The sequence below is a fragment of the Membranihabitans marinus genome, assembly GCF_019802045.1.
Lineage (GTDB): Bacteria > Bacteroidota > Bacteroidia > Chitinophagales > Saprospiraceae > Membranihabitans > Membranihabitans marinus_A.
Map to the genome: position 1 here is coordinate 442628 of NZ_JAHVHU010000002.1, position 18113 is coordinate 460740.

At 44.7% G+C, this 18113-nt stretch carries 13 protein-coding genes; 7 read left to right on the forward strand and 6 right to left on the reverse strand.

Annotation, left to right across the window (positions count from 1 at the left end):
- The first annotated feature begins 13 nt into the window (after window positions 1–13).
- A complete protein-coding gene (locus KUV50_RS02020; protein WP_222578410.1) occupies window positions 14–1693 on the forward strand; it encodes a SusD/RagB family nutrient-binding outer membrane lipoprotein in 1680 nt (559 codons plus the stop codon).
- A gap of 263 nt (window positions 1694–1956) precedes the next feature.
- Here the strand turns inward: KUV50_RS02020 and KUV50_RS02025 are convergent, their stop codons facing one another.
- The 3 genes from KUV50_RS02025 to KUV50_RS02035 are packed head-to-tail and all read right to left on the reverse strand — an operon-like array spanning window position 1957 to window position 4839.
- Window positions 1957–3219: a hypothetical protein gene (locus KUV50_RS02025; protein ID WP_222578411.1), complete on the reverse strand. Its 1263-nt coding sequence runs from the start codon at window positions 3217–3219 to the stop codon at window positions 1957–1959.
- Window positions 3191–3628 (reverse strand): ubiquinol-cytochrome c reductase iron-sulfur subunit, encoded by a 438-nt coding sequence (locus KUV50_RS02030; RefSeq protein WP_222578412.1) that lies wholly within the window; start codon window positions 3626–3628, stop codon window positions 3191–3193. Before KUV50_RS02030 ends, KUV50_RS02025 begins: the two co-directional genes overlap by 29 nt.
- 11 nt (window positions 3629–3639) lie before the next feature.
- Window positions 3640–4839 carry a di-heme oxidoredictase family protein gene (locus KUV50_RS02035; protein ID WP_222578413.1) on the reverse strand — a complete coding sequence of 400 codons (1200 nt, stop codon included), beginning with the start codon at window positions 4837–4839 and terminating at the stop codon, window positions 3640–3642.
- Between the two features lie 355 nt (window positions 4840–5194).
- Between KUV50_RS02035 and KUV50_RS02040 the strand changes: the two genes are divergently transcribed.
- On the forward strand, window positions 5195–6229 hold the full coding sequence (locus KUV50_RS02040) for a PmoA family protein (RefSeq protein ID WP_222578414.1): 1035 nt from the start codon (window positions 5195–5197) through the stop codon (window positions 6227–6229).
- An 11-nt stretch (window positions 6230–6240) separates the two neighbouring features.
- A complete protein-coding gene (locus tag KUV50_RS02045) occupies window positions 6241–7119 on the forward strand; it encodes a sugar phosphate isomerase/epimerase family protein (protein ID WP_222578415.1) in 879 nt (292 codons plus the stop codon).
- Between the two features lie 205 nt (window positions 7120–7324).
- On the opposite strand, the gene KUV50_RS19660 is transcribed toward KUV50_RS02045, so the two are convergent.
- A complete protein-coding gene (locus KUV50_RS19660; RefSeq protein WP_222578506.1) occupies window positions 7325–7690 on the reverse strand; it encodes a DUF4143 domain-containing protein in 366 nt (121 codons plus the stop codon).
- A 468-nt stretch (window positions 7691–8158) separates the two neighbouring features.
- Between KUV50_RS19660 and KUV50_RS02055 the strand changes: the two genes are divergently transcribed.
- The 3 genes from KUV50_RS02055 (at window position 8159) to KUV50_RS02065 (ending at window position 11400) form a co-directional block, all read left to right on the forward strand.
- The gene (locus KUV50_RS02055; RefSeq protein ID WP_222578416.1) at window positions 8159–8701 is read left to right on the forward strand and encodes a DUF488 family protein; all 543 of its coding nucleotides are present in this window, start codon (window positions 8159–8161) and stop codon (window positions 8699–8701) included.
- Between the two features lie 139 nt (window positions 8702–8840).
- Window positions 8841–10289, forward strand: a complete 1449-nt coding sequence (locus KUV50_RS02060; protein WP_222578417.1) for a hypothetical protein — start codon at window positions 8841–8843, stop codon at window positions 10287–10289.
- A gap of 121 nt (window positions 10290–10410) precedes the next feature.
- Window positions 10411–11400: a DUF1080 domain-containing protein gene (locus tag KUV50_RS02065; protein ID WP_222578418.1), complete on the forward strand. Its 990-nt coding sequence runs from the start codon at window positions 10411–10413 to the stop codon at window positions 11398–11400.
- Window positions 11401–11505: 105 nt separating this feature from the next.
- On the opposite strand, the gene KUV50_RS02070 is transcribed toward KUV50_RS02065, so the two are convergent.
- On the reverse strand, window positions 11506–12303 hold the full coding sequence (locus KUV50_RS02070) for a hypothetical protein (protein WP_222578419.1): 798 nt from the start codon (window positions 12301–12303) through the stop codon (window positions 11506–11508).
- A gap of 51 nt (window positions 12304–12354) precedes the next feature.
- On the opposite strand from KUV50_RS02070, the gene KUV50_RS02075 reads away from it, so the two are divergent.
- Window positions 12355–14706 (forward strand): hypothetical protein, encoded by a 2352-nt coding sequence (locus tag KUV50_RS02075; protein WP_222578420.1) that lies wholly within the window; start codon window positions 12355–12357, stop codon window positions 14704–14706.
- Window positions 14707–15057: 351 nt separating this feature from the next.
- On the opposite strand, the gene KUV50_RS02080 is transcribed toward KUV50_RS02075, so the two are convergent.
- Window positions 15058–17991 (reverse strand): TonB family protein, encoded by a 2934-nt coding sequence (locus tag KUV50_RS02080; RefSeq protein ID WP_222578421.1) that lies wholly within the window; start codon window positions 17989–17991, stop codon window positions 15058–15060.
- Between the last annotated feature and the right edge of the window lie 122 nt (window positions 17992–18113).

Genomic DNA, 18113 nt, shown 5'->3' on the forward strand with positions numbered 1-18113 from the left:
AAAAATATATTTTATGAAATATCAACACATATATAAGTTAAGTTTTATCCTGCTGGCACTTTTTTTTATGGGGTGCGACAAAGAACTTACGGAAGCAAATAAAAATCCCAACGGAATTGATCCGACGGAAGCCGATCCAAATCTTTTTCTTCCCAGTATCATGCAAGGAACTGCCCGAAGGTACACCTTTAGAGGGTATGGTCATTTTGGGGGCGTGATGCAACATATGCAGGAAGACGGTTGGTTTGGTGGGTATAACAATTATCAATGGACGCCTGAAAACTGGAATCATTGGTTTGCCTATCTCCGGAATAATGAGTTTGTTCTGGAAAAAGCACAAAATCGAGGTTTTACCTTCCTGGAAGGAATTACGACAACCATGAAAGCGCTAGCTTTTGGCACGATGACAGATCTATGGGGAGATATTCCCTATAACGAAGCACTGAAAGCACGGGACGAATCAGAAATTCTTTTTCCGACTTATGATTCTCAAGATGTCGTTTATAAGGGAGTTTTAGAACAGCTTAATTATGCTTCTGGATTGTTTGCCTTGGGCGATAACACAGGAAGTCCTGGTGGTGCTGATTTATATTTCCAGGGTGACATAAGTAAGTGGCAACCATTTTCTAATTCGCTGATCCTAAGGTATGCGATGCGTGTATCTGAAAAAATGCCTGATCTGGCGCGACAAAACATCGAATCTGTTTACCAATCGGGGATCTATATTAAAGATCATACAGAGGATGTGCAGCGACCCTTTTACAACAGTGATCCCTGGCCTACCGCTGAAAGTCAAAGTTCTACCGGTTCAGGATTTTTGCGTCGTAAGCCTTGTCAGACGTTGGTGGATGTATTGTATGAAAATCAAGATCCCAGAGGACCGGTATGGTTTGCACCTGTGCATTGTCGTTGGGTTGAAGACTATACCCTGGATAAGCCCAAAGACGAATTTATTCGTAAGAATGGCGAGCTGACCAATAAAGTTTCACTCCTTCACAAGGAATATGTTGCAGAAATCGCTGCAGGCCATGTTTTTACCCGGCATTATAATCCGGATTTGCTGGGTGAAAAGTTGGATACGAACGTGTATGTCGGTGTTCCTCCCCATATGTTGGAGCCTTCTATACACAATGAAAATCCAACACCGGGTCAGATTGTTCAAAATCAGCATGTCTCACAAATGGCACCGATGTTTGCCGCCCGTACCCACGATATGCTTCAATCTCGTGTGATCACAGCAACGGAAATTCATTTTATTCTGGCAGAAGCTGCCCTAAAAGGATGGAATGTTGGTAATGCAGAAGATCATTACAAAGAAGGAATTCGTCAATCTTTGGCAATGTGGGGTGTTGGTGAACACTTTGACAGCTATATTGAACAACCCAATGTTAAGTTCAATGGCACCCTGGAACAGATCATGGAGCAAAAATGGATTGCAGGCTTTACCCACGCACTGGAGTCCTGGTACGATTACCGACGAACGGGGTACCCAGTCCTTGAAACGGGCCGAGCAGCTCTGCAAAGTGCGGTGCCAGTACGTATACTCTATGGAGAAAATGAATTGCAATTTAATGAAGAGAAAATTCGAGAAGCACTGGAAAGATTGGAATCTACCCCGTATTCAGAAGCACAAGGAAAAAATAGTCAATGGGCAAAACCCTGGTTGATTCAGGGAACTGGGAAGCCGTGGTAATTAAACCGCAATTGACCAGGTTCTATAGAATTTATTAATAAATAAAAGCATATCGTCTCATGGATTTAGTTATCTATGAGACGATTTTATTTTGATAAGTCTCTTACCGTGATGATGAAAAGCTGGAGTTCAATCTGGCCAGGCCGGATCCTGCTTTATCAATATTTTAAATCCCCGGCTTAAAAAAGACAACCCCTCCTCATGAAAGACAAGGAAGGGCTGTTCCGGATATGCCATAACTATGGAATGGGAATGGCTATTTTTTAGAAATAGGTGCTGAAGCCAAAGAGCCAGGAGGCTGATAATTCAGCCGGATTATTTAGAATATCTGTGGTCCATTGGTATCGGTAATTGAATCGAAATACGGTTTGTCCAGAGGGGCGAAAACTGATGGAAGGCGTGACAGCCCACTGATGATCGCCTATGGCGGTCCCTGTTTCACGGAAAGTCCCCACGTTCCAGTCTACGTAGTCAAGTCGGCCCGATAGGTTGATGCGGGCATTATCCCACCCAAACATGGGTTTTTGAATGATGGGTTGAACGACATCGATGAAAAAACCCTGTTGTTGATTACCATATTGCTGTGTGTAGCTGGCGGGAACATCCACATAAATCCGAGCAGCTTCTCCGGTGACTTCCGTTCGGAGCACCGGAATCTTTGTGGTGATATCGATCGCAAAAGTATGGAGCCGGAGGTGATCTGATGCAATTTGCAATCCGTCCTCCATGGTTCGGTTGAATTGGCCGCCCATGTATGAAACACCAACTTCTCCCCACCGTCGGTTTTTAACGGCGATCTTTGCTGTAGTAAGCGGTCGGTCCCCAAAGCTTTCTTCGAACCGGTCTCCATTGGCCTTCGTAGCTGGTAAATATGTTTTATGCATTTCATTGTCAATGATACTGCCGTCAAAGCCGTTGGTGAGATACGCTTCATATCCGAGAATCCATTGTTGATGATGGATTTTGCCGAATATCCCAAAGCCGGCGTTGGACCAGGTCGTAGGCAACATCTGTACAGCCATATCGGGCCGTTCAACAAACTCCCATTTGGGCCCGTCGTGGTTTTCATTAAACGCTCCGATGGGATTCATAATGATCCCGCCCCGAAGATTGAATAGGGGATGCAAAGCGACGTCCATGGAGGCAAATTCGATGCCGATGGTTTTTCCCCCATCTTCGATCTCCAGCTCCGTCAAAAATGACAGTCGTTTTCCAATGGAGGAAGACATGAATATGGACATCCGACGGGCCTGGAACATGAGGCCCTCGGTCAATCCTTCTTCGATGGTGTGAATGGCGTTGGCTTCAAGGTATCCGCCAATGGCTACAGCACTTCCTTTTTTGGTCATAAAAGGTCGGTTGTAGGTGGCATCCATGTTTAATATGGAATCCTGATCGTCATGGGTCGGATTTCGTTCGGGAACCATATCCTGTGCTTGGATCGCATCTAAAGCGAAACATGATAAACCCAGGATCCAAAAGGTGGTAAAAAGTAGCTTAGGTAAGTTCAATATAGATATTGTCATGGTCGGTAGTGATTTTATAAGTGGTTAAATTTTCTTCAGCAGGTCCTTCGAGTACCGTGCCCTGCAGGGTGAATTCGCTGCCGTGACATGGACAAGTGAATTGTCCTCCGCCCGGGTTGAGTTCACAGCCCCGATGCGTACATCGGAGTAAAACCGCCGTGTACTCCGACCCGGATTTGTGCACAGCAATCGGAATATCCGATGCTGCAGTTTTGATAATAACCAGATCTCGTTCGATGGTTTTCTGATTCTTTTGTGTGCTAAATTCAGATTTTGGGACCACCAGCCTGTTGCCGTCTCTGGAAAATGCGGCATAATGGATGCCGGCACAGCTTTGGAGAAATACGCCGGACAAAGCCACGCCGGCAGCCATCGTACCGCACGATCGTAAAAATTCTTTTCTGGTCATGGTTGCTAAGATTAAAGGGAGTTTAAGAAAGCAATAAGCTGTTCTTTCTTTTTAGTTGGTAATTCCTGGTATTCATTTCTTGAGTTTTCTGCCTCTCCGCCATGGAGTAAAATAGCTTCTTCGATGGATCGGGCCCGACCATCGTGCATGAGATAAACTTGTCCCCCCTGAGAATCTGCCGCTAATCCCAATCCCCATAACGGAGCCGTTCGCCACTCGTACGTTTCTGCATAGCCTTCGGTGTATCCATCATCCAACTCGGGACCCATATCATGTAAAAGAAGATCCGTATAGGGATGAAACTCCTGATACGAGAGCTGGGCGATGGGTGAAAAGCCGGTTTGGAGTGTTGGAGTATGACAACTGCTGCAACTTATGTCTTCAAATATCTTTTTACCGGCTATAACTTCAGGCACATCCTGGTCTCGTTGGATGGGTGCTTTCAAAGTTTTTAGGTACAAGACCACATCGTTGATGGTCTGGGTCCCAATTTCAGGGTCTTGGGACAGTCCACTGTAAGGGTCGATCGGATCAAAAATACTGGTAATCCCAATATCCTGATTGTAGGCATCCACGGTTTGATGAAGCAGATCATAGGTGCTGGCTTTTTTACCAAACCGGAAAATATATTTTTCCCCATTCGGAATGCTGTTTTGGCGGTAATGTACATAGTCGGGTGGGTAATTATAATGCGGTCGTCCGCTGATGCCGTCCCCATCCAAATCATCCGGATCCGCCAACGCTAGGATGGTTTCATCCGTGACAGCGTCCAGATAACCCAGCCCGGTTACGCTGGGTGCCACAAATTCTGAAAATGGCGCGCCTTCAGGAAGTACTTGACCTTCATATCCGGGTATCGCTTTATGCTGCAATTGATTTCTTCCGTCGCCAAAGGTGGCAAATTGGTTTCCAGTGCTGTCACTCTGACCAAACCGGGTGAATTTCACAAAGGGATGCCCCTTTCCATCACCGGCATGGCAGCTTCCGCAGCTGGTTCCCACGAAAACTGGTCCAAGTCCTTTCTCGACGGTAAATATCTCATCATTAAAAGCGATGTCCCCAGCGAGGAATTGCTTTTGTTCTTCGATTGTGAGTCTTTCAATGGGGCCATCCAACAAGTCGTGCTCTTCGGGTTCCGGGGGGCCAAAATGCTCGCAAGAGCCAAAAAACAGAATGAGCACCGCTAAAGAGGTGATGATTATAGGTTTCATTGTCAAAAGTGTATTAGTTTGTTTAGTGATAGTATAAAGTTAGACAAAGCTAACAAAATTAATTTCATTGCACAAAAATTACTTTCGACTTGATTCGTTTCATTCATTTTACTGAGCTCACCATCCGGAAGTGCACAGGATGTGCTTGCTATAGCGGAAAGGAAGACACGATGGAATCAGGAGTGGAGAATAGACTCCTTTTAATTTTTCGTGGACCTCATGTTTGATGCAGCACCATCGGTTGTTTCAAATTAAATTACTCGGATCGAGCAACATAATTGGTTTTGATTTTTACTTTCCGAAAAAAATTGTAGTTTTAAGCCGCTTGCCAATCATCCTGAAAAATTATTAATCAATGAGCAGATTGCTATGTATGACTATTCTAGCTTCGATGGCTTTATCAACCACCATGGGACAATCCAACTCCTCAGTGAAGGTGAATAACCTCCCTTCAGAAAATAAAGTGGATGTCCTTTTCGACGGTGAACTTTTCACTTCCTACATTTATCCGGAAAACATCATGAAGCCGGTTCTATGGCCAGTGAAGACAGCACAGGGAACCGTAATAACACGGAGTTATCCCCTGGAGAAGGTGGAAGGAGAACGAACCGACCATCCCCATCACATCGGGATATGGTTCAATTATGGTGATGTCAATGGGTTGGATTATTGGAATAATTCCGAAGCCATACCGGCCAGCAAGAAAGATGAATACGGCCGGATCGTTCACCAACGCGTCGTATCCGCTTCATCGGAAAAGAACAAAGGCGAACTGATTGTGGAAAGTCAGTGGGTGGGGGATGGGCACCCGGTGTTGGAGGAAATCACTAAATTTACTTTTATCAACAAAGGCCCCATTCGGATCATAGACCGTGAAACCAAATTGAAAGCACTGGAAGATGTGTCGTTTGAGGATAACAAAGAGGGCGTTTTAGGAATAAGGGTAGCGCCTGAGTTGGAATTGCCATCTGACGATGAGATTACTTTAACTGATGCGCACGGTAATCCGACGACGGTCAAGGCATCAAACAGCCGGGCGAATGCAGATTATCTAAGCAGTGAAGGAATTACGGGTAAAGATGTATGGGGAACCCGAGCTCGCTGGATGAATCTTTTTGGGGAGTTTGGCGATGAGAAAGTTGATGTAGTTATTATTGATCATCCGGATAATCCAGGTTATCCGACCTATTGGCACGCCCGGGGCTACGGATTGTTTGCAGCCAATCCCCTTGGTCAAAAAGCCTTATCCGGCGGAAAAGAGGCGTTACATTTTGCCCTTAAAAAGGGGGAAGAAACAACTTTTAGGTACCGAATCGTGATCTCGGGTGAGAAGAAAGCCGGGAAAAGAAAATGGGATAAATTATCGAATAAGTTTGCTAAAGAATATTAATACAAACCAGCATGAACAAACAGTACAATACAGATCGACGAACTTTTCTTAAAAATACTTCACTGGCCACGGGAGCTCTATTACTCCCGGGAATTGGGGGAGTCTCGCCCCATATCAAAAAGTCGAAAATGAAGCTGGGCCTTGTTACATATCTGTGGGGTAAGGATATGGATATTCCGACCCTGATCAGCAGTTGCAGTAAAGCTAAATTGGGTGGGGTGGAACTTCGGGTAGAGCATGCTCATGGTGTACATCTGGGGATGTCTTCATCAGAGCTGGAGAATGTTCGAAAACAGTTTGAAGATAGTCCGATTGAAGTGCTCGGAATGGGAACGAATGAACAATATGACAGTCCTGATCCGAAAAAACTGAAAGCCAATATGGATCGGACCAAAGCCTGGATACGATTGAGTAAAGCGATTGGCGGCAGCGGTGTAAAAGTGAAACCTAATCAATTTCATGAGGGCGTTCCCCATGAAAAGACGCTGGAACAGATCGGGCGGTCTCTGAATGAATTGGGACAATATGCAGGAGATTTTGGTCAGGAAATTCGGCTGGAGGTTCATGGAAGGGGCACGCAGCAACTGCCCAACATTAAAACAATAATGGACCATTGTCCGGACCGGAACGTGGGTGTTTGTTGGAATTGCAATGATCAGGATTTGGATGGTCAGGGGCTGGAATACAATTTCAATCTGGTCAAGGATCGGTTGGCCGATACGGTTCATGTCCGGGAAATGAACATCGGAGACTACCCGTATGCCGAGCTTATGAACTTATTCAAAAAGGAAAACTATGGTGGTTGGATCTTGCTCGAATGCCGGACCGATCCGGATGATAAGGTGGCGGCCATGAAGGAGCAAAAAAAGGTTTTTAAGAAATTGACGTGATGGAATCATCTGCATGGTAAATTTGATTAAAATCTTCGAAGAAGTTTATAGGTGATTTAGGTATGTGTATTAAAAGTACATTGCCTTAATACCTTACCAATCAAATCCTGCCACTTTTTGGCGAGAATTGGGATAAGGGTAAAGGCGGGTCGCTTTCCCGCTATCTAAGCTGCAACCTCCTTTCCCCATGCATTTTTGTTCTGGTTTATCCAGGGTAGGAGGTTGGAGAATTTAAGACATAGCTATCGAAATTATCTATATGGATCACCTGAAAAGAGCTCTTGGGGTAAGCTTTCCTGAACGAATTTGGTGGCTTTAAATGTTTGGCGGAAGAGGAAAATTTGAATTCAAAAGCATTGAGATCTCCGCCAGCTTTCTCTATCAGATCAATTTCTTTCTGTTGCTTCGTGCGCCAGAACCACAAATTTTTCCAGATTTGATTATTATTTTGATATTTGATCCGCTCGGACAATGCGAAGTTTTCCCATAGAGGTCCTTTGTCACTCCTGTTTTCGATCTGGTTAAAGTTGTTGATAATGGCATTCCTGATTCCATTATCATAGAAGTAGATTTTTTCCTATGATCGCTTTTAACCGGGTAGCAGAGATGTTGGAAAATAGCCGCTGTACATCCAATTCATCACCATTCAGCCAAAGTAATTCCAATTCATTCTTCTTCAATAGATTCCTGACCATAGTGGTTTTTCACACCTGCTTTGCGCCCATCAGGATAATCGCTTTACCATCGCCAAGCGTATTTCGTATTGTGTCAATTAAAGTTCTATGAATCATAGTAGAATTCATGTTTCTATCCCAAATTTACTTCTAATTCCTCAGAAGTTAATAAATATGAGTATTGTAATCCTCAAAAGTTATAACTTATGCGGATTTGACTCCATAAAGGTTAATAATTGGATCTGCCCCGAATAGTATCACTGCAAATATTCATTCTTTTTATTATATTTATTTTACCACATATTGACATCAACAATCTACCATTAACCATTAACCATTAACCATTAACCAATGACCAACAACCAATGATCTACACCATAGGACACTCCACGAGATCCATCGAAAATTTTATCGCTATACTCAAGAATTACGAAATTTCCCAGCTAGTCGATATTCGCACCATTCCAAAATCCCGCCGGAATCCTCAGTACGGTCAGGAGAATCTGAAGGAAAGTCTTGAAGTAGAAGGAATTCAATATATCCATATGAAAGATCTGGGCGGACTGCGACCGTCCACCGGAGAATCGGTCAATAAGGGCTGGAAAAATCAGTCTTTTCGAAACTATGCGGATTATATGCAGACCGACGAGTTCGTCAGCGCAGTAAACGAATTAAAAGAGTTGTGTAGAGCTGAGACCACTGCCATGATGTGTGCAGAAGCAGTACCCTGGCGATGTCACCGGCGATTGGTGGGAGATGCTTTGATTGTCCGGGGCGAGAAGGTATGGGATATATTTGACCTGAACAATGTCCGGGAGCATACCATGACGCCCTTTGCTGAGGTGGAGGGAAAGAAGATCATTTATCCATCTGATCGACGATTCGGAAGTGAAAGTGAGGCCGGTTAGCATGTTGCCAGTTGAACATGATAAATCTACTAAGCCAGATAATCGGCTAAATGGTTCGGAAAGGCAATTATTATTACCTATGGACAAGGTGATCGGATAGCAATTCGCTACAATTTTTATCGTTACTAATCAAAAAAATATGACCGGAGTTTCTATTCGCAGGGGTTTTATTTTGATCTTCCTATGTGCCACCACATTGGTGCAAGGGCAGCTGATTACTGTCGATACCTCGGTGACCTTTCAAACCATCCAGGGGTGGGAGTGCGGTACAGAACTCGCTGTGATGCCGGATGAAAACATCGGCACCGACACGGCCATCCAATACGTGAAAGACGAGGTGGCACAGTTAATGGTAGACTCCATGGGCGTCACACGGGTACGATTGGAGGTTCGATCCGGGTCGGAAAATCCCCGGGACACCTGGCAAGAGCTGATGAATGGGCAAATAGATTACGAAGACTGGCAAGGACTGCGGTATTCGGCCGTAAATGACAATGCCACCCCGGCCTCTTTAAACTGGAATGGGTTTCATTTTTCTGAACTGGATGTGAAAATACATAATGCGGTGTTGCCATTGTTAAAGCAGTTGGAAAAAAATGGAGGTGAATTGTATGTGAACCTGTGTTATGTCTCTTTTCTGGAGGACCATCAGGTGGAGGGGTTTCTTCATCGGGATCCGAATGAATATGCTGAGTTTATGTTGGCTGTTTTTCAGCACATGGAACGTACTTTTGGTTTTGTGCCTGATGGGGTCGAGGTGATCCTGGAACCGGGCCTGGCCCAATTCGGAGATGGTAGAATAGTAGGCGAATGCATGGTGGCAGCCGGCGAAGTTCTTGAAAAACATGGTTATGCCCCGGAATTTATAGCACCGTCATCGACCAATCTGATTGCAGCTGCTTCACCCAATATGGTCGGTCGATTCCTCGATGTAGATGGCGTGGAAAAGTATTGGTCCGAATATTCGTATCATGCCTATGGTGGGCGGACGGAGGAAAATTTGATCAAAATAGCTGATATTGCGGCTCGCTATGATGTCCGAACCGCCATGCTGGAATGGTGGAATCCGGGAAATACCTTCTTCAGATTGCATGCGGACTTGACCAAAGGAAACAACAGTGCGTGGGAGTTTCGATTTTCGCCGCTTGCACCGGCCTCAACGCAATATGGAAATTTTGCCATAGATTGGAATGGGAAGGACGACTATCAAATCGATATGCGATCCCATACGAAATACATCAGTGAATACTTTCGGGCGATCCGGCCGGGAGCTGTGCGAGTTTCTGCTGTGTCAGATCAGGAGGTCGCTAATCCAGTCACTTTTGTCAATCCGGATGGAAGGTTAGTGCTGATTATAGCCATGACTCAAAAAGGAAAGGTGCGTGTAAAGAACCTGCCTCCGGGACGCTATGCTGTCACGTATACCACGGGGAATGGATATGCCGAACCCATCGAATACCGCCATCGGTTTTCCACGCCCACGATTCGAGCCGGAAAATTACTCCGAGCTTCTATTCCTGACCAGGGGTTGATTGTCATCAGCCAAGAACCAGCCTGGTCATCAACAGAGGATTCAGGGCGCAAATGATCTGTATCAATGCGGTCGAAAGATTATTGCTCATGTGCTGGAAAGTGAATAAGATTAAGGCGTTTGTCCGAATATTCCGTAAATTTGACAAATACAATACAATCCAAGTAAACACAAAGTTATGAGCCACTCTATATTTTTAGTTACAATGATTCTTTGTTTGACGAGTGTGATTTTTAATAATGCCTATGGTCAGGATGCCACCCTGTCCGAGGGAAATCCTGCGACGCAGGTTGTCCCCGAAGAAGCAGAACCTTTTCTTGGACGTTGGGATTTGACATTGAATGATGGAGGACAGGAGAAGCCATCCTGGCTGGAGATGAAACTGTCCGGGTATGCTACCTTGGTAGGTCGCTATGTCGGTGCAACCGGAAGTGCACGCCCGGTATCTTACATACTTTTGAATAACGGTAAATTTTCATTTTCTATACCCCCACAATGGGAAGGTGGCGAAGGATTTATCAAAGTGGAAGGACATCTGAAAGATGGTAAGTTGAAAGGGGAAGTCACCTCAAACAAAGGGGAGGTGATTCCATTCACCGGTGTGAAAGCACCTTACCTGGTTCGGGAAACAGCGCCTGTGTGGGGTGAATCGATTGATTTATTCAATGGAAAAAATATGGATGGTTGGTCCCCCACTTCCAGAGGGAGTCATTGGGAAGTGGTCAATGGAATATTAACCAACACAAAACCCGGTGCCAATTTGGTTTCAGATCGTAAGTTTGATGACTTTAAGCTCGAAGTGGAGTTCAAATACCCGGAAGGGAGTAACAGTGGAATTTACCTTCGGGGCCGGTATGAAGTTCAGATCGAAGACAGCCCGCTGGACAGGCATCCTTCCAGTATTTATTTTGGAGGGGTTTATGGTTTTTTATCACCCAATGAAATGGCTGCACTTGGTCCGGATCAGTGGCAAAAAATGGAGATCACCTTGGTGGGTCGACTGGTTACTATAAAAATCAATGGAAAGTCGATTATCACTCGCCAGGAAATCCCCGGTATCACTGGCGGGGCATTGGATAGTCATGAAGGAGAACCTGGTCCTATATATATCCAGGGGGATCATGGTGCTATCGAATTCCGGACTATAAAAATTACACCGGCAAAATAAGAATGCAACCCAAGCTTCCTGCATTTGTATGTATGGTTTGTCCGGCTTTATGCGGAAAAAGCTCGCAGACGTCTTACGTATAAAAGCACAGTTTATTTTTTTGAATTACCTGATTTCACCATTCCAAAGTTTAGTCACAGGGTTCGTGTCAAAATTTCTATACGCCTGAAGACTTATCAGGATGAAAAGAACGATAGCGGATCCAATCGCCGTGTATTGAATGGAAAGATTCGTGCCCCAGTTTGCCACGGCAATTCCGATCAATGACCATACACCGACGGTAGCAAACTCCCGCAAATTTCTGGTACGAATAGCCATTGTATTAATCAGCACAGCCGCGAGAATCATGATGATGGTCCAGACTTCTGGTTGAACACCCCATCCACCCCAATTTATTTTGACAAGATACGCGGCAATATTCACTATGGTAGCTACGGTAATCCAGCCGGTATACACTACAAACGGCCACCACAAGAAAGCGATGACAGATAAGGGCGCATCATAGAGCTCCATCTGATTGTGGATGATAATTTGGATCAGTGAATAGAGCAAAATCAGCATAACAATCACACTGATCAAGGTGTATCCATAAAGCCAGGTGACAATCCAGCCTATATTGGCCAGGCAGCTCAGAACAAACCATCCACCCACTTTAAGAACAAAGTCATCTTTGGCATTCGGGTAAATAAGGCTTCTTGACTGGTAGATCACAAAACCCGCTAAAAGTAAATAAATCACACCCCAAATGGCAAAAGTATAACCAGCTGGCGTAATAAGACTTTGGTTTTGGCGAGAGACTTCAGCTATGGTTTGATGATTAAAAAATCCGGTGTTCGACAAGTAGTTGACAATGAGCATCAGAACGAAGGCAATACTATTGGCAATCTGTAAAGTCTTTTTCATATGTGATAAATATAACTTATTTTCAGCGTCATTACTAAAAAAGTTATCTTTATGGAGCGACGAAAAATGTTAAATTTGATTGGGTTAGGTGGTGTATTAACCTGGCCCGGAACCGCACAGGCTGTAGAAAATGTCGCTCCTAAAACAACCGGCATTCGGCATTTTGCAACCTTTACCCAAATGCTGAAGGATAAAAAATTGAGATCTGGTGACCTGGTCACCACCTTAGGATATCACCAAGTGGATGACGGGGGGAGTGCGCAGTATAAGATAAACCATTTCGACGCTGTTCCTGATACCTCAGATTTGCCAGCCGGGACGTTTCAACTTCAGAATAAATTGGTGGCGCAATTGATCAACGTCAAATCTGTCAACTATGCTGTTTTTGGTGCCCGTGGGGATGGAGAAACTCAAGACGGAAATGCCATATTGGCCGCCCATCAGTACGCCAATGCACACAATCTTCCGGTACATAATTTGTCCGGGGCATACCGGATAGGGGGGATGCGGAATATTCCCGTCGAAACGAGTGTGCAATGGGGACACAGTGTGTTTTATATAGATGAAAAACGCAACACCAGTAAGCCGGTGTTTCATGTGCGAAGTAAGTATGAACCGGTGACCATAGAATCAGGGAGTCCAGCAGGACGAAGTGTGGTTGAGAATCTGAGACCGGGCGTGCAGGTTATCCCCGAACTGGCCGATTATAAAAATCACTTGATTCACCTGCGTGATGATAAAGACCGGATTGCTTTTCGAGCGGGCGCAAACTACAGTAAGAGTGGCCGGCCGCGGGAAGAATTGGTCTATGTCAGCCAGGAAGGAAGAATTCTGGGCGATGTTGCGTGGTCATTTAAATCTACGGTAACCATCACAGCCTATCCGGCGGAGGATTCTTATCTGATCGTAGAAGGCGGAACCTTTTATCTTTCCGGCGAAAGCCCTGTGGATCCACCATCCTCTTATACGCACAATGGCATCCTGGTGACCCGGAGCCGGACACGAATCAACAATCAGTGGATGGGAATCGAAACGGGGCGGAGTGATGACTCGCTCATCGCACAGAGTGGGTTTTATTATTTCAGTAAAGCTTATGATGTTCAGCTCAATGACATTCGGTTAATTCCCAGAGAGCAGAACAGGCCGGGAGAAGACCGGGATGTCCCCCACGGAACCTATGGTATTGGCGGAAATGGCGTGTTGGAATTTTCGATGACCGGAGTGGTTGCCGAAGGGACAGGTACGCACTGGGGCGTTCTCGGAACCAATATGATGAAAAATGTAACTTTGAAAGATTGCCGGATCAACCGATTTGATGTGCATTTCCATCTGTGGAATCTGACCATACGGGATACCGATATTGGGTACCGGGGGCTAACGGTGACAGGGGGTGGACGTCTGCATATAGAAAATACGTCTTGCTATCAGCATCAATTCGTGAATTTCCGAAGAGATTACGGGGCCAAGTGGGATGGTGATATTTATATATCAAATTGTACCTTGAAACCGCCTTCCAGTCGTGAAAGTACGGTGCTTTATTTTGTGGCCAGTGATTTTGAGTATGGATATCCCATTGGTATGGCACGAAGTATAACAGTCAAAGACTTTCTCGTGGACTATAGCAGTACCCCCGAAAATGACGCTAGTTGCTGGTTGATTAAAACCGCACCATTTTCGATCACCAGCTCTCAAGAGCGTTTGTTTTTCCCGGCCAGCGTGCGCTTTCAACACATACGGGTAACCGGTCGGCAAAAAGGTGTTCGGGTGGCTTATTTGAAGAATCCATCCGGTTTCTATGTGGAGCAGAAGGGCCACTATGATGGGGATCGATTGCACGCCAATTCGCATTGGGAACTGGATCATGTCGATCTGGAGTCTCCGGATGCCGGGAAAGATCCATTCCTGCAGGCCCATATAATGTTCGACAATCAGGATGTAAAAAATGGAACTGGGGACAATCACGCACCCTATTTCAATATGGTAATCCGAAATTGTCGTCACTTGATTGCCGATTTATCTGGTGCACCAATGCAGCTACTTATAGAAGATAGTACCGTTCATTATTTACGGATGAGTGATGGGTCACCAGCCAAAGGACAGATCCACTTTAATCGATGTAGTTTCGTCCCGCTCAATGCTAATGATCAGGGTACCTCCCTATTTGAACTGGATGCTACTTTGGGAACGACCTTAACGAATTGCGTCATCCATTTGCCCCTCAATAGCACGGATTTGGAGGTTGATCGCTTTTCTGTAATTCCGTTTATTGAAATCAATAAATCGGTGAAGTACAACCATGTAAATACCCGATTGAGCAACAGTTTTATGCAGTTTCTTGAAAAACATGAAATTCAGCTTAATGAGGCATTTAAAAAGGACTTGATGCTTCACTCCAGTAGGTAGGTAAATAAAATGAAATATAGGTGGAGTTATTTGATTTGCATTAGGAATGGGGATGAAATAAAATATCAGGAATTGCCGACGCTATTTTGTGCATTAACGAGGCGAAAAACGTAGCTATCCCCAACGGGTTGGGGACAGCGAGGCTTTTTAACGAAGTGAATGCGCAAAATAGCAAGTCAAAACTGATAGGTTATTCCGTACCTATTCCTTAGGATTGTAAGCCATCCTACGTGCTTCTACAAGGCGAGGTGACTTCCACTATTTTTAAATCCTTATAAAAGATGGCAGGATTTATTTGACCCCTAAAACCTAGCTCCTAAAACGAAGCGTCCTAATACCTCATACCTATCTCTACTCTTTCACAAACGCCTTTGCTACCACTTTACGACCCGATGTTATTTTTAAATAATACACGCCGGAATGTAGTGATGAAATATCCAATACGGTGTGGATTTGGCCATTGCTTTGCAATTCTTTCTTCGATTGCAGGGATCCTTTGACATCGAGCACTTCCAGCTGGTAATCGCCGGATGGTCCTTCGAAATCCACCGATAGTTCATTGATTGCCGGGTTGGGGTATAGATTGAAATTTTGCAAGTTCAGCGTTGCTTCAGCAGATTTCATCACTGGGTCTTTTGTCGTGAGAATGATCACGCCGTTTTTTCCCTGATCACCGTATTTTTCGATGGCTACCTCTCCTTTTAATACACTGATGGATTCAATATTATCCGGATCAACATGTTTCAGGTTCCGGCTATCATCTGCCCGGCCGATAATGTAGCCATCCAGTACGATCAAAGCTGCTGCCTCACCAGCCGGAATTATGTTGAGACCCTTCCTGTTGCTCTTATCCTCAGTCTCAGTCTCAACTTTAGCCTTAGTCTTTGATTCGCCATACCCCACTACGGTGATTTCATCCAGTACGTTCGGCATTTTTTGTTTGGAATCCGGATCTTTCTTTTGAGCTTTTGATGCTGCCTCTGATAAGGCTACCACCACGATTTCAGAAAGCGGATTCACCGCTCTGTCTATATCGAGCTTCTCGACTTTTGTGGTAACATTATCACCCTTCAACTGAAAGGAGACCGGGAGCGTCATTTCAAAATCGACGGGCTTACCATCTTTTATGGCCGGCGTCCATTTTCCCTGGCTGTTCATATTCACGAGAAGTCGTTCTACTTCGTCTCCGAGCCGGGCTCCGAGATCCCGGATGATATGTACTTCATCGACAGTCCCATCCTTCGTTATCGTAAAAGTAGCTATCACTTGACCTTGTATATTGTTTTTTCGTGCTATAGCCGGATACCCAATATTTTCGTACAGATATTCGAGGAACTTTTTCTCGGCACATTGTACTTTCTTACTCAGGGGCCCGGTTAGTTCTTCGCAACCCGGAAAACGAGGCGGAGATTCGACTAAATTTCCCTGATCTGCCTTCACATTATCGCCCAATGCTGAACCTAATGTCACCACCGGAAATTGAACAATCGAATTGCTCAAGGTAGGACTTCCAACGGGCAAGATCATTGTATAGGAACCTTTCTGCGATGAAAAGACCAGTTCGTCATTTTTATCAGCCCCCATAAGCCGGTATTCCCCGTTGAAATCTGTGACGGTTCCGGTTTGAGTTCCTTTAATAATTATGGTCGCACCGGCGAGCGGCTTTCCTTCTTCGTCGACGACTTTCCCGACAATGGTTTTAAAACCACGACGGATCTTATCGGGGTTGTTGTCAGCCCACTGCCGGGTTTTAATGTCAATAATGTGAACATCATTATTGATCTTGTATTTTTTCTTAGTGGTTTCATTGTTAACAGTAGATATCCTATAAATCTGGTCGGCCTCAATATGATCAGAAACAGTGGAAGCTTTTATTTTTCCGATGGCTTGTTCATCGATCGTGAGGAATATCTGGTCCATTTGCTCTGAAATAATGTCCAGGTAATTTTTATCAGGATAGGTTCTTGTGGTGGTGATGCTTGGTCTTTCACCGAGCCAGTGCTCTTTGGAGAACCCGTATTTTATCATTACCTCCTTGCCTTGCCGTAACGCAGAAGGAAGTCCCCTTTTCCGGCCTTCGGACATCTGGAGTGCACCAATCGCTTCTTTCCCAATTTTAGAATGAGATGAAGTCATTAATTTCGCATTGGAAAATGTGCCGTTATTTTCTAATGAAAAATGGATGATGGCTACCTCCTGATCTGCTGGTGCTGCTCCAGAATGCCCCATTCGCGAATACCGGTATTCAATTCGGGGTTTTGAACCGGTGCTTTTTAATCGTCTAAATATGCCTATCATTTTTCTTATATCCGGTGTGTCCGTGTTCTCGTCATTCGTTAACAGCATCAAATCGAGCTGGACGTTGTTTTCTGGAAATGTATCAGTGGACACGCTGTTCAACGGATCAGGGAGAATGTCCTTATTTACAAAAGAGAATACCAAGGCGGCCAGTGCGATAATTGGGATGGCGATTAAATATTTGAGCATGGCAGTGCGGGTGGAAGGTTTGCGGGTCATCATTTTGAATCTGTTTTTAAGCTGTGAGTAAAAAAAATGGTTGGCGAGAGCGAGTTGAAGGTCGGAGTTGGCCTGATTCAAGAGGAGTTGTCCATAAGCTCTTTTACTGCCGATCACGCAGGCCGCTGCATCGGCTTCGTATTCATGAACTTCTTTGATTTCTTTTCGATAGATATAGATCAATGGGTGGAACCAAAAGAGAATGCATAGCACTTCAATAAATAGTATATCGAGGCTGTGCATGGCGGATACATGTCGAGCTTCGTGTGCCAATATCCGTTCTTTTTCACTGGATTCATGGTAGAGTTCATGAGACCAATACACTGCATTCAAAAATGAAAAGGGCATATGAATGCGATTGGTCAATATAAGTTGATAGCCCTTTTCGTTTGAGATCTCCGCTCCTTTTTTCAGCGATAATATTTCAAAAACGGCTTTGATAAGTTTAACTGTTGTAATCGCCACGCCCAGTGAATAGATTCCGGTCAGGATCAGGTACCACAAAGGCGTCGTGTCTGAAGTGGCCACGTACAAATCCAGTTGATGGACCTGGGTTTGTGCCGGAGCCACGTAGATGTGGCCGATACTTTCTGCCTCATGAGTGATCAAGGTTGTCCAGTCGATGACAGGGAGAATTATGCCCAGCACGAGTCCACCGAGAAGAAACCATCTGTTGTATTCAAAAAAAGTCTCCCTTTTCAGAAAGATGTAATATACCCCAAAAAGGATGGTCCAGCAGATGGTTAATTGGGTCAGGTAGGTGATCATGTACTTCGATTTTGACGCGGGCAAATTGGTGATATACGCAATATACAAATTTATATCGTAATAGTACGTTATAAGAAGGCTTAATCAAAAATAATTTTGGGGGTAAGGGTTTGCATAAGGTT